This window comes from Caulobacter sp. 05T431 (assembly GCF_056665975.1).
In genome coordinates this window covers 44,537-68,958 of sequence record NZ_JBFTKU010000016.1, presented here as the reverse complement: position 1 = coordinate 68,958, position 24,422 = coordinate 44,537, and the positions used below count along the sequence as shown (strand labels likewise).

The window sequence follows — 24,422 nt, the reverse complement described above, 5'->3', positions numbered from 1 at the left end:
CGACGGATAAGAAACGCGGCTGGAAGGGCGGGAAGCCCTCCGAAAGCCTTAGGAAATGGCCGCCTTGCCGTCCGGGGTCATGGCCACGGCCGCCCCGATCAGGGCGGTGTGGGGGTTCATCACCACGTGGGTGGGAATGTCCTTGGTGTAGCCGCTGAGGCGGCCCTTCGACTCGAATCGGCTGCGGAACTCGCCCTTTTCCAGGAGGTCGATGATCCGCGGCGCGATGCCGCCGGCGATGAACACCCCGCCGCGCGCGCCCAGGGCCAGGGCCAGGTCGCCGGCCGCCGAACCCAGGATGGCGCAGAAGCGGTCGATCGTGACCTTGCAGCAGGCGTCGCCGGCCACGGCGTGCTCGGTGATCTGCTTGGCGGTCAGGGCCTCGGCCTCGCGGCCCTCGACCTTGGCCAGGATCACGTGCAGGTCCTCGATGCCCGGGCCCGACAGGATGCGCTCGATCGAGCAGCGGCCGTGCTCCTTGGCCAGGACACGGAGGATCTCGATCTCGACGTCGTCGAACGGCGCGAAGGCGATGTGGCCGCCCTCGGTGGTCAGGGGCGTCTCGACGCCGTGACGGCGCACCATGCCCGCCGCGCCGAAGCCGGTGCCCGGGCCCAGGATCGCCAGGTCGCCCTCGCCCGAGGTCTGGTGCGGGCCGATCTGGCGCAGGTCCTTGGGCGCCAGGCGCGGGGCGGCCAGGGCCTGGGCGGTGAAGTCGTTGATCAGCTTGGCCGAGCGGAAGCCGCCCGCGCGGCGCAGGCTGTCCTCCGACAGCTTCCAGTCGCTGTTGGTGAAGTGCACCGAGCCGTGCTCGATCGGGCCGGCGACGGCCACCACGGCCTGGTCGGCGTGCTTGAGGCCCATCTTGGCCAGATAGGCTTCGACCGCGTCCTCGGCCTGGCCGTAGTCCTCGCCCTTGTACGAGGTCGGCTCGATCAGCTTGGGGTCGGCGCCGTCGAAATCGACCAGGGCGAACCGCGCGTTGGTTCCGCCGATATCGCCGACCAGGCCAAGCCCGATGGAGTTCAAGCCGCTCATCTTCGTCTTCTTCCTAAGCAAACAGCACGGAGCCGCCGTGGTCGGCCGCGCCGACCCCCGCCCGCATCCAGCCGAACAATTCCCGCCCAAAGCCCGGCTTGGACGCCGGGACGCTCGCCGGCGTACGAGCGCGCAACACCGCCTCGTCCACCAGGATTTTCAGTTCGCCCGTGTGGGCGTTCAAGGAGATCACGTCGCCGTCCTGGACATAGGCCAGGGCCCCGCCCTTGGCGGCTTCGGGCGTGACGTGGATGGCCGCCGGGGTCTTGCCCGAGGCGCCCGACATCCGCCCATCGGTGACCAGGGCCACCTTGAAGCCGCGGTCCAGCAGCACCGAGATCGACGGCGACAGGTTGTGCAGCTCGGGCATGCCGTTGGCCGACGGCCCCTGGAAGCGCACGACCACGACCACGTCGCGATCCAGCTCGCCGCGCTTGAAGGCGGCGATGAAGTCTTCCTGTTCCTGGAACACGGCCGCCGGGGCGGTGATCACCTGGTGCTCGGGCTTCACGGCCGAGACCTTGATCACGCCGCGGCCCAGGTTGCCGGTCAGCAGGCGCAGGCCGCCTTCCGGGCTGAACGGGTCCGAAGCGGGACGCAGGATGTTGAGGTCCAGCGACTCCTCGGCGCCCTCGCGCCACGACAGCTCGCCGTCGACCAGGACCGGCTCCTGGGTGTAACGCGACAGGCCCGGACCGGCGACGGTCAGGACGTCCTCGTGGGCCAGGCCGGCCTTCAGCAGCTCCCTGACCACGAAGTGGATGCCGCCGGCGGCGTGGAACTGGTTCACGTCGGCCGAGCCGTTCGGATAGACCTTGGCCAGCAGCGGCGTGTTCTTGGAGATGTCGTCCAGGTCTTCCAGCGTCAGGATGATGCCGGCCGCGTGGGCCATGGCCACCAGGTGCAGGGCCAGGTTGGTCGAGCCGCCGGTGGCCATCAGGCCGACCACGCCGTTGACCACGGCCTTCTCGTCGATGATCCGGCCGACGGGCAGCCAGTCATTGCCCTTGTGGGTGATGGCGGCCACGCGCTTGGCGGCTTCCTTGACCAGGGCCGTGCGCAGCGGGGTGTGCGGATGGACGAAGGCCGAGCCCGGCAGGTGCAGGCCCATCAGCTCCATCAGCATCTGGTTGGTGTTGGCCGTGCCGTAGAAGGTGCAGGTGCCGGGGCCGTGGTAGCTGGCGCTCTCGGCGGCCAGCAGCTCCTCGCGGCCGACCTTGCCCTCGGCGTAGAGGGCGCGGATGCGGGCCTTCTCGGAATTGGGCAAGCCCGAGGTCATCGGTCCGGCCGGCACGAACACCGCCGGCAGGTGGCTGAAGGTCAGGGCGCCGATCAGCAGGCCCGGCACGATCTTGTCGCAGACGCCCAGGTACAGCGCGCCGTCGAAGGCGTCGTGGGTCAAGGCGATACCCGTGGCCATGGCGATCACGTCGCGCGAGAACAGCGACAGCTCCATGCCCGGACGGCCCTGGGTGACGCCGTCGCACATGGCCGGCACGCCGCCGGCGAACTGGGCCGTGGCCCCGACCTCGCGCGCGGCCTCCTTGATCAGCGCCGGATACTCCTGCAGCGGCTGGTGGGCCGACAGCATGTCGTTATAGGCCGAGACGATGCCCAGGTTGGGGGCGTTCACGTCCAGGGCGCGGACCTTGTCCACCGCCGGCGAGGCGGCGAAGGCGTGGGCCCAGTTGGCGCAGCTGAGCTTGGCGCGGCCCGGCTGGGCGGCCGCGGCCGCGTCCAGATTGGCCAGATAGGTCGCGCGGCTGTCGCGGCTGCGCGCGATGATCCGGGCGGTGACTTCTGCGATGACGGGGTTCAAGGCGACCATGGTGCTACTCCGCCCACAGGATACGGACCGGGGCGCGGTCCTGGTTCAGGATGGCGGCGACCGGCAGGCTTGGGTCGACCGGGCCTTCGAGCAACGCCTTCTTGGCGCCGCCGGTGATCAGCAGGACGATCAGCGACGACCGGATCAACGCCTGGAAGGTCAGGCTGATCCGGGGCAGGTCCGGCGCCGGCTGGCCCGGTGGGACCGCGATGACGGCGCGTGCGGACTTGGGGTCCAGGCCTTCCGCCAGCTTCGGGTTGCCCGGGAACAGCGAGGCGAAGTGGCCGTCGGGACCGACGCCCAGCAAGGTGACGCCGAACGGCAGGATCGCGGCGACGCCGGCTTCGGCCTTGGCCGCCACCGCGTCCTGGTCCACGCCGTCGAAGAACAGCGGCGCGAAGCCGGCCTTGGCCGCCTCCCCTTGCAGCAGATGCCGGCGGACCAGCCCCTCGTTGCTGCTGGGGTCGGTCGGCGGCACGAAGCGCTCGTCGGTCAGGGTGACCACGACCTTGTCCCAGGGGACGGTCATGGTCGCCAGCCGGTCATAGACCGGGGCCGGCGTCGAGCCGCCGGTAGCCGCGAAGCCGGCCTGGCCGCGCTTGGCCACGGCGTCGGTCAGGGCCGAGGCCAGCACCGAGGCGGCGGCGTCGTACAGCGCCTCCCGGGTCGCGAAGGCCTCGATCTTGGGAAGGGTCACCGTGGCCATGCCTATTCGTTCCAGGCCCGGCCCTGCGGCGAGATCAGCGCGTTGGCGCCGTGCGGGCCCCAGGTGCCGGCAGCGTAGGGCGCCGGTTCGATCTTGGCCTCGGCCCAGGCGGCCGACACGCCGTCCACGAACTTCCAGGCCTGCTCGACCTCGTCGCGGCGCACGAACAGGGTGCGGTCGCCGCGGAACACGTCCAGCAGAAGCTTCTCGTAGGCGATCCGGCGGCGGCTGCCGGCCGAGCTCATAGCCAGGGACAGCGGCAGGGACTGCAGGCGCATGCCCTCTTCCGACAGGCCCGGACGCTTGGTCATCACCGTCAGCGAGATGTCCTCGTCCGGCTGCAGGTCGATGACCAGGCGGTTGGCCTTGGTCTCGGMCTGGGCGGCGGTCCCGAAGATGTTGTGCGGTACGGGCTTGAACTGGACGACGATCTGGGTGCGACGGTCGGGCAGGTTCTTGCCGGTGCGCAGGAAGAACGGCACCCCGGCCCAGCGCCAGTTGTCGATGTCGACCTTCATGGCCACGAAGGTCTCGGTCTTCGAGCCCTTGCCGACTTCTTCCAGATACCCCTCGCGGGCCGTGCCCTCGACCACGCCGGCCACGTACTGACCGCGCACGGTGTCGTGGGCCACATTGGCCTTGGTGAAGGGGCGCAGGGACCGCAGCACCTTGACCTTCTCATCGCGGACGGCGTCCGGATCGAAGCCCGACGGGGCCTCCATGGCGACCAGGCACAAGAGCTGCAGCAGGTGGTTCTGCAGCATGTCGCGCAGGGCGCCGTACTCGTCGTAATAGGGCCAGCGCTCGCCGACCTTCTCGGTCTCGGCGATGGTGATCTGGACGTGGTCGATGTGCTTGTTGTCCCACAGGGGCTCGAACAGCACATTGCCGAAGCGCAGGGCGGTCAGGTTCTGGACCGTCTCCTTGCCCAGATAGTGGTCGATGCGGAAGATCTGGCTCTCGTCGACCACCGCGCCGACCGCGCCGTTGATCACGCACGAGCTGGCGAAGTCCTTGCCGATGGGCTTTTCCAGCACCAGGCGGGTGCGCGGGCCGGTCAGGTTCGCGGCCTGCAGGGCGCCGCAGACCGAGCCGTAAAGGCTGGGCGACAAGGCGAAATAGACGACCAGGTCGCCGTGCTTGCCGATCTTCTCGGCCAAGGCCTTGGCCCCGGCCTCCTGGGTGATGTCGACCGACAGGTAATCCAGGCGGGCGGCCAGGCGATTCCAGGCCGATTCCTCAACGGTGGCGCGCTTGCCCAGCTGCTCGCGGACCAGCTTGCGATAGCTGTCGGGGGTGTGGTCGTGACGGGCCAGGCCGATGATCCGCAGATCATGCGGCAGAAGGCGGTCGACTTCGAGAAAATACAGGGAAGGCAACAGCATACGCAGCGCCAAGTCGCCCGCGCCGCCCAGCAGCACCAGCACTTCTCGACCCGCTTGGTCGGCGTTCGTCTCTTTGGTCAATGCTTCCACCCTATGACAACGTTGTCATGACACGCCCGTCGGAGCAATGCAAGCGGCCTGCGGAAAGTCGATGTCGACCTTCCGACAGGACCGCGCGCGCGGCGACTAACTAAGGGGTTTGGGGCGCCGCCGCCAGAAGACCAATCGCTTTTCGCGCGCGAAGGTTCACCGCTGGGCAGGCGAAACGCGGCCGCCTCGGCAAGAGGCGGCCGCGTCGATGGGGTGGAGAGGTAGAATCGGCCTTAAAGGCCGTAGGAGGCCAGCATCTTCACACTCAGCCGGGTGGCTTCCGGGGGCGCTTCGCTGCGGTCGTTCACGTCCTTGGCGAACGCCTGGAACGTGGGCAGGTCGATCAGGACGCCGGAGTCGTCCTCGCTGAGATTGACGAACAGGTGGACGAAGTCGACGCCGTCGCGGAACAGCGCATAGGCGATGTTGTCGGGCCGGACGGTCTTCAGCTCCTCGAACACCTTCAGCGACAGCGCCTCGTTCTCGTCGGCGCGATCCGGCTTGGCGGCGTAGCGCACCAGTGTAACCCTCTGCATGGTCTTGGATCCTTGGCTTGGGACGGCGCGGGATGCGGCCGTCGTGATCAAGGACGCGGCGGCGGACGCGAAGGATTCGGTCGAAAAAAGATTCCCGGGCGGCGAATCCTTTGGCCGTCGCCCGACGTCTTGGGGATGAGGCCGCCGTTCGGGCCGGCGCGGGAGTACGAGACATGGCCGACGGCAACCTGCCCCCCGAGGCGTTCAGCCAGCTGATGGCCGAGCTGCGCCCCAGCCTGCACCGCTATTGCGCGCGCATGGTCGGCTCGGCCTTCGAGGGCGAGGACGTGGTGCAGGAGGCCCTGGCCAAGGCGGCCCTCGCCTTCCCCGCCGCCGAACCGATCGAGCGCCCCGACCGCTGGCTGTTCCGCATCGCCCACAACACCGCCCTGGACGCCCTGCGGGCCCGCAAGCGCCAGGCCACCTTCGACGAGGCTTTCGAGGAGATCGTCGACCCGGCCGCGGCCGCCGACGCTCGGGTTGCGGCCACCGCCAGCCTGGCGGTGCTGCTGCGCCTGCCCGTCGCCCAGCGCTCGTGCGTGGCGCTGATCGACGTGCTGGGCCACTCGGCGGACGAGACCGCCCAGCTTCTGGACCTGACCCTGGCCGCGACCAAGGCCGCCCTGCATCGGGGGCGCGAGCGCCTAAAAGGCCTGGCCGAGGAGCCGGAGGCGTCCCCTCCCCGCCTGGACGCCGCCGAGCGCGAGCGCCTGCGGGCCTATGCCGACCGCTTCAACGCCCGGGACTTCGACGCCCTGCGCGCCCTGCTCAGCGAGGATGTCCGGCTGGACCTGGCCAACCGCCGTCGCCTGGACGGCCGAACGGACGTCTCGATGTACTTCACGCACTACGGCAATACGTCGGGCTGGTGGCTCGAGCCCGGCCTGGCCGAGGGTCGCCCCGCCCTGCTGGTCCGCGCCGAGCCGGGCGCGCCGCTCCGCTACGTGGTGCTGCTGGACTGGCGGGAGGGCGAGATCGCCCGAATCCAGGATTACTTCTACGCGCCCTACGTGGCCGAGAGCCTGGCGATCGAGCGCGCCTAGCCCTTGTTGTTGCTGGCCTGGGCCCGGAAGCGGTCCTTCATCTTGGCCACCCAGCCGTTGAAGGCCTCGTTGTCGGCGGTGACCTTGCTGAAGTCGCTGCTGGACAGGCTGCCCGGGTCGGCGCCGGCCAGGGCCACGCGCAGGCCGTCGGGATTGCGGGCGTTCTCGACGAAGCCGCCGTAGCGCTGGCGCAGGCGACCCAGCGAGGCGTCGTCGTCGGCCAGGCTGAAGGCGACGGCCGAGCGCAGCAGCTTGGACTCGTCGGCGGGGCTCAGGATGCCCGGTGTCTTCCAGCGGTCGCCCAGCGAGCGTTCGTACAGCGCGCCGGCCTGGGGCCAGGTGTGCTGCTTCCAGGCGATCTCGGCGCGGACGTCCTCGGCGTCGCGGGTCTTGTCGGCCTCGATCACCTCCAGCGCCGCGTCGTAGCGGCCCAGGCCCATCAGGGCGCGGGCGGTGGCCAGGCGGCGCTCGGCGTTCAGGGCCGGCGGCAGGATCGTGGTGCGGGTGGCGTTGATGGTGTCCAGCGCCGTCTCGGGCTTGCGATCCATCAAGTAGATCCAGGCCAGGTCGGTAGCGACCTGAGCCTTGGGCACGCCGTTCAGGCGGTTGTCGACCTGGTACTTGAGCAGCTTGGCGGCTTCGTCCAGCAGGTCGACGTCCACCAGGCGGCGCACCAGATTGCGGACCATCTGGTCGCCATCAGCCCCGATCGGGGTCAGGTCCTGGAAGTCGTAGAACAGGCCCACCGCCTGGATCGGCTGCATGCCGTCGGCCAGGCCGTCCAGGAAGAGAGCCCGGAAGGCGCCGTTCAGGTCGTTGCGCAGCGCCACGGCCTGCGGCAGGTCGGACTGCACGTTGTTGGCCGAATGCAGGACTTCCAGGGCCTCGCGGTAGCGGCCCTGCTTGATCTGCAGCTGGCCCAGGGCGCGGATGGTGTCCAGCTCGACCCCGTCGCCGCGCCAACGGAAGCGCAGGGCGTCCAGGCCCTTGGCGGCGATGTCGGCGCTGATCTGGTTCTTGGCCAGGCGCAGCTGGATGGCGTGCAGGGTGGCCGGCGCGGCCAGGCGGTCGATGCCGCACTTGGAGATGGCCTGGAACACCGGCAGGGCGCGGGCGTCGTTCTTGGCCTCGAAGGCCTTGGCCAGGGTCAGGCGCAGCTCCAGCTGGTCCTCGACCGGGATGTTGGGCAGCTTCAGGGCCTGGTTGATCAGGCGGATGGCGGTCTCGGGCGCGCCGACGCCCACCGCCGCCTCGGCCTGGGCGCCTAGGAAGCGGGCCTGCCACAGGGCGGGGAACATGTTCAGGGCCCGGGCCCCGTCGGCGAACCGCTGGTTGGCGTCGGTCCACTGGCCGGTCTTGCTGGCGATGTAGCCGCGCCACAGGGCGGCGGACGGATCGTCGGTCAGCACCGGCGAGGAGAAATCGGCCTCGGCCTCGGCGTAGCGGCGCGCCATCACCTTGGCCACGCCGCGCAGGCCGCGGAACTCGCCGTCGCCCATCAGGGTCTGGTGGGCGCGGCCGGCGGCGTTAAGCACGCCGATGGCCTCGAACGACAGGTTGGAGCCGACCAGGAAGCGGGCCAGGGCCATGCGGGCGGCGGTGTCGTCGCCCTTGCCGTCGCCGCCGCCCGCGGCGGGGACGGCGCCCAGCAGGGCGTCATAGCGGGCCATGAAGCCGCCCGACCCGGTCTTGGACCAGTGCTCGGGATCGATCAGGGCGGGCATGGCCATGGCCTGGGGCGCGCCGGCCCCGGCGTCGGCCTGCGCCTGGCCGCTGGAGGTCGAGGACAGCAGCAGGCCCTTGGGGCGGCCCATGCGCACGATGTCGCCGTCGGCGCTCATCTGCAGATCGCCGGAATAGCTTTCCACCGCCAGGCCGGTGGCCGACTGCAGCAGGGCCATCTCGACGTAGTCGCGGCGCGACGGCAGGCCCTTGGACGGGGCCAGGGCCGTGGCGACGCCGACACGGTCGCCGACCGCCGGGTCGCCGACCCAGACGATCCTGGTCGTGCCGGCCACGGTGGCGGTCAGGGTGGCGGGGCTGGCGTTGTCGTCGCGGGCCACGTGGACCAGGTCGGGCGCGTCCTGGCTGCCGGCGCCCAGGGCGATCGTCCAGTTGGAGCCCACGCCCTCGGCGTAGAACGGCGCGCCCTGAGGGGTGCTGATGCGCAGGGCCGCGTAGTCGGGGCCCTTGAAGGCCTGGATGGTGCGGTACTGCGGCGTGCTGGCGGGCAGCTTGCCGATGTCCAGCCGGGCGGGCGCGTCGAACACCACCCAGACGGCCTCGCCGCGCCGGAACACGGCAGCGCCGGCCGGATTGGCCCAGTCGAAGCTGAGCTGGACCTGGCCCGAGACCTTGGAGAACTTGACCGGCACCAAGCCACCGGCCGGCATGGGGTTCGGACGCTGGGCGACCACCGCCGGAGCCGGCGCCGCCGTCGGAGGGGGCGCCTGGCGGGCGAACAGGTTGATGAAGTCGTCGCCGTCGGCGTTGCCGGCCCGGAAGTCGGCGTCGTCGCTCAAGGCGACCACGATCTCGACCACGCCGCCGACGTGACGCGCCTGGGCGCCCTTCACCCAGCGCGGCGGGCCGACGTTCAGGGACGACAGGTTGGGATTGGCGTCGCGCGGGAAGCGCAGCACGACGGCCGTCCCCTCGCGATGGGCCTGCATGCCGCGCGAGCCGGGGAATTCCAGCCGTGTGAAGTCCGGGGCTTGGGCGATCCGGACCTGCAGGCCGGCGGGCGCGGCCGGAGCCGGCTTGGCGGCGGGCTTGCGCGCGGCCGCCTTACGGGGCGCGGGCTTGTGCTGGGCGGCTTTAGAGACGTGACGCGGCGCGGCCGAGATCGACACCGACGGGGTCGCGACCCCGAKGATGCAGATCGCCGCGACGGTCGATCTCAGGATCCCCCCCAGCTTCATGCCCCCGCTTCCGTTCCTGTCCTAGCCGGCCTTCTTGCCGCCGCCCTTGCCCGCAGCCGGGCTGGCGCCGGCCAGCGGCGCGGCCGAGGCCTGGGCCGACGGATCGGCGGCGGGCTTATCGGTCGCGGCCAGGGCGGCGCGCTGCTTGGCGATGGCGTCGGCCGACAGGCGATTGGCCAGGCGCTCGGTCAGGATCTTGGCGTCGCCGGGCGACATGTTGGCCAGGATCATGCTGAGCGTGCGCTCCTTCATCTTCGAGGCGATCGGCAGGCGCACGCTGTCGTCCAGCATGCTCATGCGGGCGGCGGCGTCCTTGGGCTTCATGGCCGAATAGACCAGCACCATGCGCTGGGCCTCGGCTTCCTTCTGGGCGTCGGCCTGGCCCAGCAGGCCCTGGATTTCACCCTTCATGCCGTTCAGCGCCTTCATCTTGGCGTCGAGCTTGGCCTCGGCGGCGGCCAGCAGCTGCAGCTGGACGTCGATGTCCTGCTCGCGCTGGTCCAGCTGGCCGCGGCGCTGGCCCAGGCTCTGCAGCACACGCAGTTCGGCGGGCGACAGGCCGGCTTCCTTGGCCAGTTCGCTGGACGACGGGGCGCAGACCGGCGGCGGCGCGGCCTTGGCGGCGGCGTCCTTGCCGGCGTCGGCGGCCGACGCGGCCTTCTCGCCGTCCTTGGCGTCAGGCTTGGCCACGCCCTCGGCGAAGGCCTTCGCGCCGCTGATCATGTCCGGCAGGGATTTCGCGCCGGCCAGGGCGTTGACGGCCAGCACGCCGACCACGGCGACCCCGACGATCGGCAGGATGCGCGGAACATTTTTCATCGACGGCCCCTAAAGGTCGAACCGGGGCGCGGCGGATCTTCCGGGCCCTCGAACAAGTCATCATCTATCCGCGCCCGTGAACGCGGGGTTTCCTTTGACGCGGAAGGGCGCGCGGCGGAAGGCGGCGGGGCGTCGCGGGGGATGCGGGCCTCGCGTTCCAGCAGCTTCTCGAAGTCCTCGGCCCGCAGGCGGCGTTGGGATTGCGGCGGAGCCTCGGGCTCGGGTGCGCGCATCGGACGCGGCTCGGCAGCCGGGCGCGGCTCGGTCGCAAGGCGTCGCTCGACGGCGGCGCGGCCCGTCGCGGCCGGCGGCGGGGTGATCATCGGCTGGTTCAGGCGCTCGTCCAACTGGGCCGCCAGGGCATGGGCCTTGGCGATGCGGTCGCCCAGGGTGTCGGCGGCTTCGTCGGTGGCGGCGCGCAGGTCGGCCAGGCCCTGCTCGGCGCGCATGGCGGCGCGGTCGAGGTCGGCCACGGCCTTGGCGAAGCCCTCGTGGCTGTCGCGCAGGGCCTTCAGCCGGCGCTCCAGGCGCATGCCGTAGCCCAGCGCCACGATCAGCAGCACCGCGAGCAGACCGTTGAGGACGATGGCCGTCAGACTCATTTCAGCTTCTGAACCGCCTTCTTGGCCGCCGGGGTCAGGGGCGCGTCGGCGCGCACGGCGATCGAGTGGTTGCGGCGGCCCATGCGACCGCGGGTCAGCGGGATCGAGCCGGCGCGCAGCTCCACCGGGCTGTCGGGCGTGGCGTTCAGCATCAGGGTGTCGCCCACCTGGAGGTTCAGCACGCGAGACAACGGCAGCTGCTGCTCGTCGAGCACGGCGCGCACCTCCATCTGGGTGGTCCAGAGTTCGGTGGCCAAGTGGCCTTCCCAGATGTTGTCGCGGCCGAACTTCTCGCCCATGAACTGCTGGAGCAGCATCTTCCGGATGGGTTCGAGGGTCGCATAGGGCAGCAGAAGCTCGATTCTGCCGCCGCGGTCTTCCATGTCGATCCGAAGCTTCACAAGAATCGCGGCGTTGGCCGGCCGGGCGATGGCGGCGAAGCGCGGATTGGTCTCCAGGCGGTCCAGGCTGAACGACACCGGATGCAGGGGCTCGAAGGCCGCCTTGGCGTCGTGCAACACCACCTCGACCATCCGCTGCACCAGCACCCGCTCGATGGTGGTGTAGGGACGGCCCTCGATGCGCATGGCCGCGGTGCCGCGACGGCCGCCCAGCAGCACGTCGACGATCGAGTAGATCAGGTTGGAGTCGACCGTCAGCAGGCCATAGTTGTCCAGTTCCTCGGCCCGGAACACCGCCAGGATGGCCGGCAGCGGGATCGAGTTCAGATAGTCGCCGAAACGGATCGAGCTGATGTTGTCGAGGCTGACCTCGACGTTGTCGGAGGTGAAGTTCCGCAGGGACGTCGTCATCAACCGCACCAGGCGGTCGAAGACGATTTCCAGCATCGGCAGGCGCTCGTACGAGACCAGGGCCGAATTGATGATCGCGCGGATGCCGGTGCGGTCGTCGTTGCCGTCGCCGGACATGTCGAAGCCCAGCAGGCTGTCGATCTCGTCCTGGTTCAGGATGCGCTCGGCGCCCATGCCGTCGCCGCCGCCGTCGTCCCAGCCGCCCATGCCGCCGGAGAAGTCGCCGAACTCGTTGCCGCCGCCGGCGTCGCCGCCGAAGTCGTTCGGCGGGTTCTCCGAGGCCCACTGGGCCATCGCGGCCTGATCGTCGATTTCGTCAGCCATGTCGGTTCGCCTCAACCAGCCCGAAGGCTAGTTGATCAGCATCTCCTCGATCAGCACCGCGTTCACGTGGGAAGGCGCGGCGACCAGATTAACGCGACGCAGCAGCTCGGCGCGCAGCTGATAGCTGCCCTGGCTGCCGTTAAGGTCTTCCGGACGCAGTTCGCGCAGGAAGGTCTGGAACATGTCCTGCAGACGCGGGAGGTTCGGCGTCAGGTTGTCGGCCGTCTCCTCGTCGGGCAGTTCGAAGGTCAGCTTCAGCTTCAGGAAGGTCGAGCGGCCGTCCGCGGCCTGCATGTTCACGACGATGTCCGGCAGGGTGTAGAACACCACGCCGTCGGGGCCTTCCTTGATCACCGGCGCGCCGGCGGCCGGAGCCGCCCCTTCGCCGCCGCCGCCATGGCCGCCCTTCTCTTCCTTCTTCTTTTCCTTCTTCTTCGGCTTTTCGTGGCCCTTCTCGGCCGAGGCCTCGGGCTTGGGCTTCAGGAGCAGGAACGTGGTCACCCCGCCGCCGATCAGGACGACGGCCGCCGCGGCCGCGATGATGATCATCATCGGCGGCTTCTTCTTAGCCGGAGCTTCGCCCTCGACAGCGCCCTCTTCGCCTTCCGGGGCGGGAGCATCCTTGGGGGGTTTGTTGGCCACGCGCGCGGTTCCTTGGAATCTACGGGTCTACTCATGCGTGGGACATGGTTAACGATGTCTTTTGAAGGCCATTTCGCCGCAGGCTGAATCTGCCCGGCAGACTCCGTCCCTGGCGGCCCGTTAACCTTCATATTCGTTGTTTTTACAGAACTTTTCGAGTTGGCACGAGGGTTGCTTGCAGGATTGCGGCGCATTTGTCGCGCCAGCCGTCTCGGTAACCGGTCATGGACAACGCACTTTACGTCGGACTTTCGCGGCAGATGACCCTGCGCCGCGAACTCGACATCGTCGCGAACAACATCGCCAACGCCAACACGACCGGCTTCAAGGTCGAGGAGCTGATGGTCCGCACCGAGCCCGCGAAGCCGGCCCGCACCGCCGGCGGCGCGAACCCCGTGAAGTTCGTGCTGGACGACGGCGTGGCGCGCGACTTCAGCCAGGGCGCCCTGACCCAGACGGGCGGCGACTTCGACCTGGCCCTGGAAGGCCAGGGCTTCTTCAAGGTCTCCACCGCCGGCGGCGAGCGCTACACCCGCGACGGCCGCTTCACCATGGCCCCGGACGGCAAGCTGGTCACCCAGAACGGCCAGCCGGTGCTGGACGACGGCGGCGGCGAGATCCTGCTGGACCCGCTGAAGGGCCCGGTCACCATCGCCCGCGACGGCACGGTCAGCCAGGGCGCCGAGCGCGCTGGCAAGATCGCCGTGGTGCGCCCCACCGACCTGGCCGCCTTCCGCAAGGACGGCGACAACCTCTATCGCAACACCACCAACGACACCCCGCAGGCCGCCCCGGACGCCGCTATCCACCAGGGCATGCTTGAGGCCTCCAACGTCCAGTCGATCACCCAGATCACCAAGCTGATCGAGGTCAACCGCGCCTACGAGAGCGTGGCCAAGATGATGGATCAAACCTCGGAACTGTCCCGGTCCGCCGTCGAGCGGATGGGCAAGGTCCAGTAAGGAACTACGAAGATGCAAGCGCTCCGAACCGCCGCCACGGGCATGGCCGCCCAGCAGCTGAACGTCGAGGTCATCTCGAACAACATCGCCAACATGAACACCGTGGGCTTCAAGCGCCAACGGGCCGAGTTCCAGGACCTGATCTACCAGACCATCGAGCGCGCCGGCTCGCAGTCGTCGGGCGACGGCAACGTGGTCCCGACGGGCGTGCAGATCGGCGGCGGCGTGAAGGCCGGCTCGGTCTACCGCATCCACGAGCAGGGCACGCCGACCATGACGAACAACGAGTTCGACGTGGCCATCCAGGGCAAGGGCTTCCTGCAGATCCTGCTGCCCTCGGGCGAGACCGCCTACACCCGGGCCGGCAACTTCTCGACCAACGACCAGGGCCAGCTGGTGACCGAGGACGGCTACACCGTCCAGCCGGGCATCACGATCCCGCAGAACGCCGTGGCCACCACGATCAGCAAGACCGGCCTGGTGCAGGTGAAGCTGGACGGCAATCCCACGCCGCAGACCGTCGGCCAGCTGGAACTGGCCAACTTCATGAACGAAGGCGGCCTGGAAGCCATCGGCGACAACATGTTCATGGAAACCGCGGCCTCGGGCGCGGCCAACATCGCCGCCCCCGGCCAGCCCGGCTTCGGCACCCTGCTGCAGAACTACACCGAAGCCTCGAACGTCGACTCCGTCAGCGAAATCACCGCCCTGATCGTCGCCCAGCGCGCCTACGAGATGAACTCCAAGGTCATCACCACGGCCGACCAGATGCTCCAGGCCACTTCGAACCTGAGGTCGTAAGCTCATGAAAGCCCTCATCGTTTCCGTCGCCGCCCTGCTGATCGCCACCCCCGCCCTGGCCGGGACCAGCGTCTCGCTGCGGTCCGACACCACCGACGCCGACGGCCGGATCACCCTGGGCGAACTGTTCGACGGGGCCGGCGCGGCCTCGGACGTGGTGGTCGCCACCCGCGTGGGGCCCTCGGCCGTGCTGGACGCCGGCGCGGTGCAGGTCGCCGCCCGCCGGGCCGGCCTGGACTGGGACAACGCCAACGGGGTGCGCCGGATCATCGTCCGCCAGGGGGCCGGTTCTGGCTCCGATGCGGGCCTGGCCGGCGCCCCGCGCGGCAACGTGGAAGTTCTTGCCTACGCCCGCAGCCTGGCGACCGGCGAGATGGTCCAGCCGGAAGACCTGGTCTGGGTGAAGATGGCCGCCGCTCCGTCGGACGCCCCGCGTGACGCCGACGACGTGATCGGCATGACCGTCAAACGTCCGCTGCGCCAAGGCGCGGCCGCCAGCCTGCGCGACGTCTCGACCCCTCAGGTCATCAAGGCGGGCGATATCGTCGCAGTCACCTACGAGGACGACGGCGTGGCCCTGACATTGCAAGGCAAGGCCATGGCGAACGCGGCCATCGGCGAAAGCCTGATGGTCCAGAACACCGCCAGCAAGAAGATCATCGAGACCGTGGTCACCGGACCCGGCTCGACCGCCGTCGGCCCGCAGGCGATGCGCCTGAAGGCCAACCGTAACAACACGCTGCGCTACGCCGCTCGCTGAGAAGGTCACACACGATGCGCCCCGCCCTCGCCGCCCTCCTGCTGCTCGCCCCGCTCGCCGCCTGCTCGACCGTCACCGAAGCCGTGAAGGGCCCGGAACTGGCCCCCGTCGGCTACCCGGCCCAGCTGGCCCCGATGACCCAGCAATACGCCGCCCCGCCCCAGGCCGCCTCGGCCAACTCGCTGTGGCGCACCGGCGCGCGCACCTTCTTCAACGACCAGCGCGCCAGCAAGGTCGGCGACATCCTGACCGTCAACATCGACATCGACGACAGCGCCACCACCAAGAACCAGACCTCGACCTCGCGCACGTCGAACAGCAATCTGGGCGTGCCGAACTTCCTGGGCCTGGAATCCAGCCTCGGGAAGATCCTGCCGGGCGGCTACGACCCGGCCAACATGATCAACACCAAGTCGGGCTCGTCCAACGCCGGGGCCGGCGCGGTGAACCGCTCGGAGAAGATCAGCCTGACCATCGCCGCCGTCGTCTCGGGCGTGATGCCCAACGGCAACCTGGTGATCCAGGGCACCCAGGAAGTGCGCACCAACGCCGAGGTCCGCCAGCTGACCGTCGCCGGCATCGTGCGTCCGGAAGACATCTCGTCGGCCAACACCATCAAGCACACCCAGATCGCCGAAGCGCGCATCAGCTACGGCGGCCGCGGCGACATCAGCCGCGTCCAGAAGACCCCGGGCGGCCAGGCCCTGGTCGAGAAATTCTCGCCGTTCTAAGGGCTTGAGCGCCTGAGTCCGACCGGACTCCTTGATCGGACGGGCGGGCGGGACCAGATTACCCTGCGTCACGCCCGCCCGGACTCGTCGGGCCTCGATCCGGAGCCGACCCCATGAGCAAGACCGCTCGCGCCTTTTCCGCCGTGGTCGGCGCCGCCCTGCTGGCGACCGCCTTGCCGGCCTTCCTGCTTCCCACGGCCGCCAACGCCCAGCCTTTCAGCGGCCCGATGGGCGTGACCGGGCGCTGGGCGATCGACCTGTCGCGTTCGAAGTTCAACGCCGCCCTGACCGGCCCGCCCCCTCTGAGCGGCGAGCTGGACGTCACCATCGACGACGGCAAGAGCCTGGCCTGGACCCTGGTCGAGGTGGACGAGGCCGGCGTCGCCGCCCTGCAGTTCGCCCACGCCGTGCTCGACGGCCCCACCACCCAGGCCGTGGTCAACCTGAACCTGGTGACCATCAGCGTGCAGCGCGTCGGCCAGGCCGCCGTCACCGTGACCACCCACGGCGAAAAGGGCTCGCGCCGCCAGTCGATGAAGGTCACCCGCACCGACGCCGACACCCTGCTGGTCGAACAGGACATCGACGGCCAACCCGGCCCGCCGGACCAGACGCTGATCCTGACGCGGGTGAAGTAGCCGCTTTCTTCCTTCTCCCCTTGCGGGAGAAGGTGTCGGCGAAGCCGACGGATGAGGGGTCTCTCAAAAATCAACGCCGCGACGAGCCGAGAGGCCGGTCGCTGCTTTTATGGTCTTCAACCCCTCACCCGACCTCCTTCGGAGGCCACCCTCTCCCGCAAGGGGAGAGGGATTATTTGTAGGTCAGCGTCCAGCTCACCGTCAGCGGGCCCGTCTTCGGCCCGCTCGTGCATTCCACCAGACTCTGGAACGCGCCCGTCGGCGTGCGGTAGGCCTTCTCGTCGTTCAGCGGCCGCGAGGTGCAGGCCAGGCCCGTCACCGTGAAGTTCCGGACATCACCGACGCCGTAGGTCGTGGCTCCGCCCTTGGTGGCCGGAGATGACGAGAAGCCGGCGAACGACAGGTCCACGGCCTTGATCCCCTGCCCCGCCCGCGGTGTGAAGACGTCCGTGCGGCGGATTTTGCCGGGCTCCAGGACGTAGGTGGTCTTCACCGAGACCCGGTCGTCGGCAATCGGCGCGCTGGTCCCCAGCTTGTCGAGCCGGTCCTGCTCGTAGGTGACGATCGTCCGCGCCCCCTGCTCGGTCACCTTGACGTTCCGGGCATAGGCCAGCGGCGTCACGCGCGCGCCGTCGGCCAGAGTCAGGCGCGGCAGCAACTGCGGGAACTCGCCGTCGGCCACGCCGGCCAACATGCCGGGCGAGAACGGGATCGGGTAATAGGGCGTGTTCTCGTGCTGGCTCTTGCCGCCGTTGATGATCGGCAGGCCGATGACGCGGCCATGATCGCGCAGGGTCACGACCAGCCGGTCGTGCCGGCCGCGCGCGAACCAGGTCACCCGGCGCTTGGGCAAGGTGTCGAGCCAGGCGGCGTAGCCGGGGTCGGGCGTCCTGTCCTTGAAGCCCAGCTCGTTCCAGATCGCGCTGGTGTAGATGTGCTGGCGGGCCAGGCTGAGGTTCTCGCCCAGGATCCGGTGCTTGCCGCGATACTCGTCGGTGCGTCGGCCGTGCTCCCACAGGTTCACAGACCCCATCCGGGGATCGAACCAGAAGTCCATGTAGCGGGCCGTGACGCGCGACGAAAAAGCGTAGGCCATCGTCTTTTCGTGGGGCGTCAGCACGTCCAGCTTGGCCGCCGCCGTCAGCACCTCCAGGAAAGCCGTTTCGCCATAGGTCCCGATGCTGCGGCCGTATTCAAAGCCCTCGCCACGCAGGTTGAGGCGCGGCAGCATCAGGTCGACCGACTTGCGCAGCCAGCCCTTGACCTCGGGTGTCGCCGGCATGCCCGCCTCGATCAGGCGGTGGCTGATCTCGCCGATCAGCAGCACGCTGTAGCGGTCGAACCGCCCGTCGCCGTCGGTCTCGTCGGCGAAGCCGTATTCGCCGGAATATTTGCGGTAGTGGTCGAGCGTCTTCTCCAGCAGGGCCTCGCTGGCCGAGGCGTCCTCCCACCCCAGCTGGTAGCGCAGCCGCGCCACGCTGAAGGCCACGCCGTAATAGTTGTTGGGCAAGTCGATCAGGGTCAGGTCGTCGGCGCGAACGAAATGGCGCCAGTCCAACTTGGCCTTCAGCTTGGCCAGGGTCTGGGGCGACACCGCCTGGTCCAGCAGACCGGCCTGCTGCAGCATGTGCAGGGCCTGGCAGTAGTAGTAGATGCCCCAGGTGTTGTTGGTGTCGTCGGCCGTCATGTCGGCGATCTGGCGGTAGCCGGCCAGGTAGGTGGCGAACTTGGGGTCGTCGCGCGGGGTGTCGATCAGCAGATAGGCCAGGCCGATGGCCACCTTGCCCGGCAGGAACTTGTCGTCGGCGTCGAACACCCGCACGCCGTCCAGCGTCATGTCGCGCTTCTCGACCATCAGCTTGTCCAGCAGCACGGCCATCTGCGGCAGCAGCCGAGTCTCGACCGTCTGGTTCATCGGCGGGACGGTCGCGTAGACTTGGCCCCGCCCGCCGGGGTCCGACACGGGCGCGGCGGCCAGCACGGGCGATGCAACCGCGCCCAGAGCGGCGGCCAGCAACAGACGCTTGCGGATGGACTTGAACGACATGGTTTCCCCGCCCTCGTCAGCCTTCGGCGGAGACGATTTCTTATGTGGCCAGGCCATCTAGCTACCCGCGCCACACAAGTTGTCAAGCCAATTGGCGACGACCGGAAGAGTCGGTCAGACCAATATCAACCCATTGGAAACCTAGAAAATCCGCGCCGCCCGGAGGCGGCGCGGAACAGGCCTCACCAGTTGTACATGGTCCCGTCCTCCAGCCGGTTCACCGGCAGGTAGGCGCGCTTGTAGGGATATTGCTCGGCCAGGGCCTCGTCGATGTCGACGCCCAGGCCCGGCGCCTCGCCCGGGTGCAGCAGGCCGTCCTTGAAGCTGTAGGCGTGCGGGAACACAGCGTCGGTCTCGGGTGTGTGGCGCATGTATTCCTGCAGCCCGAAGTTCGGGATCGACATGTCGAAGTGCAGGGCGGCGGCCATCGTCACCGGCGACAGGTCGGTGGCGCCGTGGCAGCCGGTGCGCACGTGATGCAGGTCGGCGAAGGCGGCGATCTTGCGCAGGTTGGTGATGCCGCCGGCGTGCAGGACCGTGGCCCGCAGATAGTCGATCAGCTGTTCCTGGATCAGGATGTTGGCGTCCCAGACGTGGCTGAAGATCTCGCCCACGGCCAGCGGGGTGGTGGTGTGCTGGCGGATCAGACGGAAGCCGGCCTGGTTCTCGGCGGGCACGGCGTCCTCCAGCCAGAACAGGCGATAGGGCTCCAGGTCCTTGCCCAGGCGCGCCGCCTCGATCGGCGTCAGGCGGTGATGGACGTCGTGCAGCAGGTGGACGTCGTCGCCCAGCGCCTCACGCGCGGCCTCGAACAGCTTGGGGGCGTGCTTGAGGTACTTGGCCGTCGACCAGACGTTCTCGGTGGGCAGGTCGGCGTCGGCCGGCTCGTAGAACATCTTGTCGCCCGACACCCCGTAGGTGCTGGCCAGGCCCGGCACGCCGGTCTGCAGGCGAATGGCCTTGTAGCCCAGGGCCTTGTACTTCTGGGCCTCGGCGATGGTGTCGGCGATGGTCTCGCCGTTGGCGTGGCCGTAGACGGTGACGCCCTCGCGGCAGGCGCCGCCCAGCAGCTGGTACAGCGGCAGGCCGGCCACCTTGGCCTTGATGTCCCACAGCGCCATGTCGACCGCCGCCAGGGCGGTCATGCCCACGGGGCCGCCGCGCCAGTACGAGCCGCGATAGAAGAACTGCCAGATGTCCTCGATCCGGTGCGCGTCGCGGCCGATCAGGCAGGGGATCATGTGATCGCGCAGATAGCTGACCACCGCCATTTCGCGCCCGTTCAGCGTCGCGTCGCCGACGCCGGTGACGCCGTCCGAGGTGGTGATCTTGAGGGTGACGAAGTTGCGCCCCGGGCAGGTGACGATAACCTTGGCGTCGATAATCTTGAGCATGGAGTGTTGGTCTACCTGGGTCGCTTAAGTGGCCTGACCAATCCATAGACAACATATTACAAATGCGCCAGTGCGACGTGGCGTCTTTCGCGACCTTGCTCTAGGCTGCCTTGGGCCCGGCGATACGCGCTGGGCGGGAAAGTCTCATGACCACGTCGACCGCTGAAACCCGCAAGCTCTACCAACAGGTCGCCAACGCGATCGCCGAATCGATCCGCGAGGGCGCTTTCCAGCCAGGGCATCGCCTGCCCTCGGAGCGCGACCTGGCCGAGGAATACAAGGTCAGCCGCCCCACGGTGCGCGAGGCGATGATCGCCCTCGAGATCCGCGGCCTGGTCGAGGCGCGCCACGGCTCGGGCGTCTATGTCACCGAGGCCGCGCCCGTCGAGGCGCCCGCCCCCGAGCTGGACATCGGCGCCTTCGAACTGACCGAGGCCCGCCGCCTGATCGAGGGCGAGTCCTGCGCCCTGGCCGCGACCACCATCACCGACCAGGAACTGATCGACCTGGAGCGCATCCTCGACGACATGGTCGAGGAGAACGAGCACGACGTGCGCGGCGACCTGGCCGACCGCCGGTTCCACGTCACCATCGCCCGCGCCACCCGCAACAGCGCCCTGGTCACCGTGATCGAGAACCTGTGGGACCTGCGCTACAAGTCGCCGCTGTGCCGGGCCATGCTGGAACGCGCCCGCCAGGTGGGCGTGCGGCCGCTGATCGACGACCACCAGGAAATCCTCAGCGCCCTGAAGGCCCGCGATCCCAAGGAAGCCCGCAACGCCATGCGCGAGCACCTGGGCCGGGTGATCGACAACCTGCTGACCGCCACCGAGATCGACGCCATGCAGCAGGCCCGCAGCGAGGTCGCCGCCCGCCGCAACGAGCTGGCGCGCCGCTCGCTGATCTAGGCGAAATCCGCACGAGACCTGGGCGAATCGAAGCCGAGAGGATGGGCGGCTGGAGGTAAGGATCCAGCCGCCCGTCGCCGGCCGGCCCCGGGAGGAGGTGCGATGAAGGACAAGTTCATCGCCAGGCCGACGAGGTTCGTCGAACGCCAACATAGCTGAGCTGCGCCTTGATGCAAGCTAATTGGCCTGACCATTTATCGTACAACATCGCTATGTGGCCAGACCGATACCGCTCACACCGCCAAAACCGGCCATATTGACTTGACCAGCGGCCAAACCGACCTAGCACTGGCCGGCGACGAGGCGGCACAGCCACGCGCTCTGGGGAGGAATAACGCCATGCGGGTCAGCCTGATCATCGCCCTGTCCGCGCGGGTCCTGGCCGCCATGGTCCTCACCTCCAGCGCGGCGACGGCCGCGCCGGCCCAGACCAAGCCCGCGGCGGCTCGAACGGCGACGGCTGTCCAGGCCCTGACGCTGGGCCGCCAGGTCGCCGCCTGGCAGCTGCGCCATATGGACAAGTTCGACTACACCCACGGCCACCGGGCCACGCCCGATCCGCGCGGCTGGGTGCAGGGCGCCATGTTCGTCGGCCTGGCCGCCTTCGCCGAGCGTTCCGGCGATCCCGCCCTGGTCCAGGCCGTCCGCGACCACGGCGTCCAGCAGGGCTGGAACCTGGGCCGCCGCCCGCTGCACGCCGACGACCACGTGATCGGCCAGGCCTGGCTTTGGACCTACGGCCGCGACCACGACCCGGCCCAGGTCGCGCCGCTGAAGGCCCGCTTCGACGCCATCCTGGCCGACCCGCCGCGCCAGGCCGATCTGACCTTCATCGACGGGACCGAGGACCAGCCCTGCCAGGTCCGCTGGTGCTGGAGCGACGCCCTGTTCATGGGCCCCGCCGCCTGGACCGGCCTGACCCAGGCCACCGGCGACCCGCGCTACGCCGCCTATGGCGACAGGGAGTTCTGGGCCACCACCGACTGGCTGCTCGACAAGCAAGAGGGCCTCTACTACCGCGACAGCCGCTATTTCGACCGCAGCGACGATCGTGGCCGCAAGATCTTCTGGAGCCGCGGCAACGGCTGGGTCTATGCCGGGATCGTCGACATCCTGAAGACCCTGCCCGCCGACCATCCCTCGCGGCCGCGCTACGAGGCGCTGTTCCGCCGGATGTCGGACCGGCTGGTGGGCCTRCAGAAGCCGGACGGCTACTGGCCCCCGTCCCTGCTGGCGCCCGAGAACACCCCGCCCGAGACCAGCGGCACCGGCTTCTTCGTCTACGGCCTGGCCTACGGCCTGAACCACGGGCTGCTGAAGGGCCCCAAGTACGAGACCGCCCTGGCCAAGGGCTGGAACGCCCTGGCCGTCGCCGTCCAGCCCGACGGCAAGCTGGGCTGGGTGCAGCAGATCGGCTACGCCCCCGACCACGTCGAGGCCGACGACACCCAGCTTTACGGCGTGGGCGCGTTCCTTCTGGCGGCGTCCGAGGTCGGCAGGCGATAGAACCGAAGCGTTTCCCGCTTCGTTGAGACAAAGCCATGGCCGAGACCGTCAACATCGTCTGCCCGCACTGCGACGCCACCAACCGCCTGCCGGCCGCGCGCGACGCCAAGGCGGCCAAGTGCGGCCGCTGCGGCCAGCCGCTGTTCACCGGACAGCCCGTCGAGCTGACCACCGCCCGCTTCCGCAAGCACGTCGCGAACAGCCAGATCCCGGTCGTCGCCGACTTCTGGGCGGCCTGGTGCGGGCCCTGCAAGGCCATCGCCCCGATCTTCGCCAAGTCCGCCGCCGAGCTGGAGCCCCGCGCCCGGTTCGTGAAGGTCGATGTCGACGCCGAACCCGCCCTGGCCCAGGCCTACGGCGTGCGCGGCATCCCGGCCCTGTTCCTGTTCAAGGACGGCAAGGTGGCCGCGAACCAGGCCGGCCTGCCCGATCCCGGCTTCTTCCGCCGCTGGCTGGACGAGCACGCGCCAGTAAGCTGAACTGGTGCTTCCGGACCCTGGGACGCGGCGGCGCGTTCTTCAAGTCTCTCGCATCCACCGTCGGACGATCGCGATGCTCAAAGAACTAGGCCTAATCGCCCTGCCGCCCCTGGCCCTGTTGCTGTCGAACTGCAGCGCCGGCCCGTCCCTGCCGCCCGAGCAGGGCTATGGGCCAAACCCCGTCCTGCCCGCCGCCAAGAAACAGGCCATACCGGTGATGAAGATCGCGCCGGCGGTCGGCTGGGCCGACGGCCAGACGCCCGACGCCGCCCCAGGTTTCGTCGCCACCGCCCTGGCCCGGGGCCTGGACCATCCGCGCTGGCTCTACGTGCTGCCCAACGGCGATGTGCTGGTGGCCGAGACCAACGCACCGCCCAAGCCCGAGGACAGCAAGGGCATCAAGGGCTGGTTCGAGAAGCAGATCATGGGCAAGGCCGGCGCGACCGTGCCCTCGGCCAATCGCATCACCCTGCTGCGCGACGCCGACAACGACGGCGTGCTGGAGGCGCGGACCACCTTCCTGTCGGGCCTGAGCTCGCCGTTCGGCATGGCCCTGGTGGGGAACACGTTCTACGTCGCCGACAGCGACGCCCTGCTGGCCTTCCCCTACCAGACCGGCCAGACCCAGATCACCGCCGCGCCGCGCAAGGTCGCCGACCTGCCCGCCGGCCCGATCAACCACCACTGGACCAAGAACGTCATCGCCAGTCCGGACGGCTCGAAGCTGTACGTGACCGTCGGCTCCAACAGCAATGTCGGCGAGAACGGCATGGCGAACGAGGAGCGCCGCGCGGCGATCCTGGAGATCGCCCCGGCCACCGGCGCCAGCCGCGTCTTCGCCTCGGGCCTGCGCAATCCCAACGGCATGGGCTGGSAGCCGACCAGCGGCGCCCTGTGGACCAGCGTCAACGAGCGCGACGAGATCGGCAACGACCTGGTCCCCGACTACATGACCTCGGTCAAGGACGGCGGCTTCTACGGCTGGCCSTACAGCTAYTACGGCCAGACGGTGGACGCCCGGGTGAAGCCCCAGCGGCCGGACCTGGTGGCCAGGGCGATCAAGCCGGACTACGCCCTGGGCGCCCACACCGCCTCGCTGGGCCTGACCTTCTACAACGCCGACGCCTTCCCGGCCCGCTACAAGGGCGGGGCCTTCGTCGGCCAGCACGGCTCGTGGAACAGGAAGCCCGTCAACGGCTACCGCGTGGCCTTCGTGCCGTTCGCCAACGGCATGCCTTCGGGCCCGGCCGAGCCGTTCCTGACCGGCTTCCTCGATCCCAAGGGCCAGGCCCTGGGTCGTCCGGTGGGCGTGGCGGTCGACAGGTTCGGCGCCCTGCTGGTGGCGGACGACGTCGGCAATACGGTCTGGCGGGTGGCGGCCAACACGCCGCCGCCGGCGCCCCGGCCCGCGCCCTGAGCCGAACGCAAGACGCCCGCCCCTCGCGAGGCG

General features: G+C 69.3%; 22 protein-coding genes. 10 read left to right on the top strand and 12 right to left on the bottom strand.

All coding sequences use genetic code 11. The features are described 5' to 3' along the window. Positions 1–48 precede the first annotated feature (48 nt). From glk to AC1U89_RS15545, 5 genes are all read right to left on the bottom strand, one after another. A complete protein-coding gene (gene glk / locus AC1U89_RS15565; protein ID WP_479900599.1) occupies positions 49–1,038 on the bottom strand; it encodes a glucokinase in 990 nt (329 codons plus the stop codon). A 13-nt stretch (positions 1,039–1,051) separates the two neighbouring features. After that, the gene (gene edd / locus AC1U89_RS15560; RefSeq protein ID WP_479900598.1) at positions 1,052–2,866 is read right to left on the bottom strand and encodes a phosphogluconate dehydratase; all 1,815 of its coding nucleotides are present in this window, start codon (positions 2,864–2,866) and stop codon (positions 1,052–1,054) included. A gap of 4 nt (positions 2,867–2,870) precedes the next feature. Then, on the bottom strand, positions 2,871–3,572 hold the full coding sequence (gene pgl, locus AC1U89_RS15555) for a 6-phosphogluconolactonase (protein WP_479900597.1): 702 nt from the start codon (positions 3,570–3,572) through the stop codon (positions 2,871–2,873). Between the two features lie 2 nt (positions 3,573–3,574). Further along, positions 3,575–5,038, bottom strand: a complete 1,464-nt coding sequence (gene zwf, locus AC1U89_RS15550; RefSeq protein WP_479900596.1) for a glucose-6-phosphate dehydrogenase — start codon at positions 5,036–5,038, stop codon at positions 3,575–3,577. 242 nt (positions 5,039–5,280) lie between these two features. Further along, positions 5,281–5,583 carry a hypothetical protein gene (locus tag AC1U89_RS15545; protein ID WP_479900595.1) on the bottom strand — a complete coding sequence of 101 codons (303 nt, stop codon included), beginning with the start codon at positions 5,581–5,583 and terminating at the stop codon, positions 5,281–5,283. A 173-nt stretch (positions 5,584–5,756) separates the two neighbouring features. Here AC1U89_RS15545 and AC1U89_RS15540 point away from each other — a divergent pair, with 173 nt between their 5' ends. Continuing rightward, positions 5,757–6,626 (top strand): sigma-70 family RNA polymerase sigma factor, encoded by an 870-nt coding sequence (locus tag AC1U89_RS15540; protein ID WP_479900594.1) that lies wholly within the window; start codon positions 5,757–5,759, stop codon positions 6,624–6,626. On the opposite strand, the gene AC1U89_RS15535 is transcribed toward AC1U89_RS15540, so the two are convergent. From AC1U89_RS15535 to fliL, 5 genes are read right to left on the bottom strand one after another with little or no spacing between them, the layout of a single operon-like run. Next, on the bottom strand, positions 6,623–9,547 hold the full coding sequence (locus tag AC1U89_RS15535) for an endoglucanase (RefSeq protein WP_479900593.1): 2,925 nt from the start codon (positions 9,545–9,547) through the stop codon (positions 6,623–6,625). The genes AC1U89_RS15540 and AC1U89_RS15535 overlap by 4 nt on opposite strands. Before the next feature lie 21 nt (positions 9,548–9,568). Next, entirely contained in the window at positions 9,569–10,366 is a 798-nt protein-coding gene (locus tag AC1U89_RS15530; RefSeq protein ID WP_479900592.1) for a MotE family protein, read from the bottom strand. Further along, positions 10,363–10,968, bottom strand: a complete 606-nt coding sequence (locus AC1U89_RS15525; RefSeq protein ID WP_479900591.1) for a DUF6468 domain-containing protein — start codon at positions 10,966–10,968, stop codon at positions 10,363–10,365. Before AC1U89_RS15525 ends, AC1U89_RS15530 begins: the two co-directional genes overlap by 4 nt. Further along, the gene (fliM, locus tag AC1U89_RS15520) at positions 10,965–12,104 is read right to left on the bottom strand and encodes a flagellar motor switch protein FliM (protein ID WP_479900590.1); all 1,140 of its coding nucleotides are present in this window, start codon (positions 12,102–12,104) and stop codon (positions 10,965–10,967) included. The genes AC1U89_RS15525 and fliM overlap by 4 nt, the downstream gene beginning before the upstream one ends. 27 nt (positions 12,105–12,131) lie before the next feature. Then, positions 12,132–12,746, bottom strand: coding sequence for a flagellar basal body-associated protein FliL (gene fliL / locus AC1U89_RS15515; RefSeq protein WP_479900589.1), 615 nt, complete (start codon positions 12,744–12,746; stop codon positions 12,132–12,134). Positions 12,747–12,970: 224 nt separating this feature from the next. Here fliL and flgF point away from each other — a divergent pair, with 224 nt between their 5' ends. The 5 genes from flgF to AC1U89_RS15490 all read left to right on the top strand — a co-directional run bounded on the left by flgF (position 12,971) and on the right by AC1U89_RS15490 (position 16,638). Continuing rightward, positions 12,971–13,708 carry a flagellar basal-body rod protein FlgF gene (flgF, locus tag AC1U89_RS15510; RefSeq protein WP_479900588.1) on the top strand — a complete coding sequence of 246 codons (738 nt, stop codon included), beginning with the start codon at positions 12,971–12,973 and terminating at the stop codon, positions 13,706–13,708. A 12-nt stretch (positions 13,709–13,720) separates the two neighbouring features. Beyond that, complete coding sequence (gene flgG, locus AC1U89_RS15505; protein ID WP_479900587.1) at positions 13,721–14,509, top strand: flagellar basal-body rod protein FlgG; 789 nt, start codon at positions 13,721–13,723, stop codon at positions 14,507–14,509. A gap of 4 nt (positions 14,510–14,513) precedes the next feature. Next, positions 14,514–15,269: a flagellar basal body P-ring formation chaperone FlgA gene (gene flgA / locus AC1U89_RS15500; protein ID WP_479900586.1), complete on the top strand. Its 756-nt coding sequence runs from the start codon at positions 14,514–14,516 to the stop codon at positions 15,267–15,269. 14 nt (positions 15,270–15,283) lie between these two features. Continuing rightward, complete coding sequence (gene flgH, locus AC1U89_RS15495; protein WP_479900585.1) at positions 15,284–16,000, top strand: flagellar basal body L-ring protein FlgH; 717 nt, start codon at positions 15,284–15,286, stop codon at positions 15,998–16,000. A 113-nt stretch (positions 16,001–16,113) separates the two neighbouring features. After that, positions 16,114–16,638 carry a hypothetical protein gene (locus AC1U89_RS15490; protein WP_479900584.1) on the top strand — a complete coding sequence of 175 codons (525 nt, stop codon included), beginning with the start codon at positions 16,114–16,116 and terminating at the stop codon, positions 16,636–16,638. Positions 16,639–16,810: 172 nt separating this feature from the next. On the opposite strand, the gene AC1U89_RS15485 is transcribed toward AC1U89_RS15490, so the two are convergent. Beyond that, positions 16,811–18,685 carry a hypothetical protein gene (locus AC1U89_RS15485; RefSeq protein WP_479900583.1) on the bottom strand — a complete coding sequence of 625 codons (1,875 nt, stop codon included), beginning with the start codon at positions 18,683–18,685 and terminating at the stop codon, positions 16,811–16,813. A 182-nt stretch (positions 18,686–18,867) separates the two neighbouring features. Next, positions 18,868–20,079: a D-mannonate dehydratase ManD gene (manD, locus tag AC1U89_RS15480; RefSeq protein WP_479900582.1), complete on the bottom strand. Its 1,212-nt coding sequence runs from the start codon at positions 20,077–20,079 to the stop codon at positions 18,868–18,870. A 146-nt stretch (positions 20,080–20,225) separates the two neighbouring features. On the opposite strand from manD, the gene AC1U89_RS15475 reads away from it, so the two are divergent. From AC1U89_RS15475 to AC1U89_RS15460, 4 genes are all read left to right on the top strand, one after another. Then, positions 20,226–20,987, top strand: coding sequence for a FadR/GntR family transcriptional regulator (locus AC1U89_RS15475; RefSeq protein ID WP_029916073.1), 762 nt, complete (start codon positions 20,226–20,228; stop codon positions 20,985–20,987). 339 nt (positions 20,988–21,326) lie between these two features. Continuing rightward, entirely contained in the window at positions 21,327–22,493 is a 1,167-nt protein-coding gene (locus AC1U89_RS15470) for a glycoside hydrolase family 88/105 protein (protein ID WP_479900581.1), read from the top strand. 35 nt (positions 22,494–22,528) lie between these two features. After that, positions 22,529–22,972, top strand: coding sequence for a thioredoxin TrxC (trxC, locus tag AC1U89_RS15465; RefSeq protein ID WP_479900580.1), 444 nt, complete (start codon positions 22,529–22,531; stop codon positions 22,970–22,972). A 73-nt stretch (positions 22,973–23,045) separates the two neighbouring features. Continuing rightward, positions 23,046–24,389, top strand: a complete 1,344-nt coding sequence (locus AC1U89_RS15460) for a PQQ-dependent sugar dehydrogenase (RefSeq protein WP_479900579.1) — start codon at positions 23,046–23,048, stop codon at positions 24,387–24,389. Positions 24,390–24,422: the final 33 nt, after the last annotated feature.